The 1945-nt window shown below is 44.9% G+C and carries 2 protein-coding genes and 1 pseudogene; all 3 read right to left on the bottom strand.

Annotated features, from left to right (window positions below):
* A pseudogene (locus WB217_RS03315) lies at window positions 1-99 on the bottom strand (YnfA family protein); the annotation flags it as partial.
* 12 nt (window positions 100-111) lie between these two features.
* Window positions 112-1026 (bottom strand): MBL fold metallo-hydrolase, encoded by a 915-nt coding sequence (locus WB217_RS03310; protein WP_423990612.1) that lies wholly within the window; start codon window positions 1024-1026, stop codon window positions 112-114.
* Window positions 1027-1242: 216 nt separating this feature from the next.
* Window positions 1243-1905 carry an oxidoreductase gene (locus tag WB217_RS03305; protein ID WP_423990610.1) on the bottom strand — a complete coding sequence of 221 codons (663 nt, stop codon included), beginning with the start codon at window positions 1903-1905 and terminating at the stop codon, window positions 1243-1245.
* Window positions 1906-1945 lie beyond the last annotated feature (40 nt).

Raw genomic sequence — 1945 nt, 5'->3', positions numbered from 1 at the left:
GCCTAAAAGTCCATACCAATATGGCTTTCCTTCACGGAGCCACAGCCAGACAAGGTAGCCACCGCCAATTTCCGCGAGACCGGCTATGAAAAATAACACTAAAGCGTAGACTTACTCCACCTCCCCTGCTAAGTGCCACCATGCTAAATTGGGATAACTTTGGGAACCAACGGTAACGGTCTCTCCAATCCTTGGTGTAGCAATTTCCACTCCAGATTTTTCCGCTGCCCTGACGGCTCTCTCCACCGGGTCGTGCCAGGCATGCATCGACAGCGTGAAAGCTCCCCAATGGACGGGAATCAGCACGTTTCCTTTTACATCGAGATGGGCCTGGACTGTTTCTTCAGGAAGCATATGGATGGCTGCCCAGCGTTCATCGTATTGGCCGCATTCCATTAATGTCACATCGAAAGGTCCATATTTTTCGCCTATCAGCTTAAAATGAGGACCGTAGCCGCCATCGCCGCTAAAATAGATTTTTGTATTCTGGCCGATGATGACCCATGAGCACCAAAGCGTTGAGTCTCGATTTGTAAGCCCTCGTCCGGAAAAATGGCGAGCAGGTGTGCAGGCGAATTGAATTCCATCAAACTCAAATTCACTCCACCAATCATGTTCGCTGATGATTTCGGGAGAGATGCCCCAGCGCTCTAAATGGCTGCCCACTCCCAGAGGCGTAAAGAACCTTTTTACCTTCCTCTTCAGCTTCATGATTGAGCCATAATCGAGGTGATCATAATGGTCATGAGTCAGGAACACCGCATCAATCACTGGCAGCTCCTCAATTTCGAAAGGCAGTTTTCCGCTATAGCGCTGGGACCTTATTGGAAAAGGGGTTGGCGCCTTCCCGAACATCGGATCAAATAAAATAGACTTGCCATCAATCTCTAACAAAAATGCCGAATGCCCAAACCAGGTGATTTTTGCATCCGCCGTTGGCTCATGAGTGAAAGTCACCATAGGAATGTGAGTTTTAGGCTTCCTGTCGGGATTTCCTTTTATAAAATCCTTCATCATCGAGACCATTGAGCTGAAGCTTGTATCCCAGGTGGTTGGCACCTGGTTTACAAACTTTCCGTTCTGATATTGTGGCGACTGGCTAAAGGCTGCCCTTTTTTCATTGGAGTGCTTGCCTCCAAAAGCAGGGTAATAATTAAGCACTGCATAACTAATGATTACAATGACGATTAATACTACAAGTACATTTAACATCCTTCTAACCTCTTCATTCTGGCCGGACAATCAACCGCCGATTTTTTGGATTTGTTCTGAAGGATAGATTGTTATTCCAGGTTTATTTTCCTGGGCTGCCTTATACATTGCAGAAGCAACCGTCTTCCCCTCAATTGCTCTATATTTCTTAAGCGGTCCTGCAAAAAGGAATGGCATCTTCTTAAAAATGGCTGCAGCTGCTCTTTCCCCCAGCCTGAATTCCTGGCGGTTTCCCAAAAGCAAGGATGGACGGAAGATAGAAGTTGATTCAAATGGGATTTTTTTAATGGCCTCTTCCAGCTTCCCTTTCATTTTCGAATAAAAAATCGGGGAATTGGGATCCGCATTCATTGAGCTCACCAACATGAACTTTTTGGCGCCCTGTGAACTTGCCAGTTTTGCAATGGCTACAGGATAATCTACGTCTATCTTCCACATTACTTCCTTCGTTTTTGCTTTTTTAATCGTTGTACCGAGGCAGCAGAATACATCATCCACAGCAAAACTTTCTCTGTTATCTTCAAGTTTATCAAAATCGACGATTATTTCATCAAGCTTTGGATTATTTTTCGCAAGCGGCCTTCTGACAAGCGCAACCACTTTTTCATATTCTTTTTCTTTTAAAAGAAATTGAAGCAATTCATTTCCAACAAGTCCGGTTGCACCGGCAATTAAAGCTGTTTTACCCGCCAAGCAAGTAACCCCCTATAAATAGCGATATGATGATCTTATT

The sequence above is a fragment of the Mesobacillus sp. genome, assembly GCF_049588175.1.
Classification (GTDB): Bacteria; Bacillota; Bacilli; order Bacillales; family Cytobacillaceae; genus Mesobacillus.
Note: the sequence above shows the minus strand (reverse complement) of the source record. Positions and strands in the feature narration are given on the sequence as shown.

Excerpts from the sequence above, each read along its gene's own strand:
- WB217_RS03310 (WP_423990612.1), bottom strand. The coding sequence starts at position 1,026 with ATGGTCTCGATGATGAAGGATTTTATAAAAGGAAATCCCGACAGGAAG.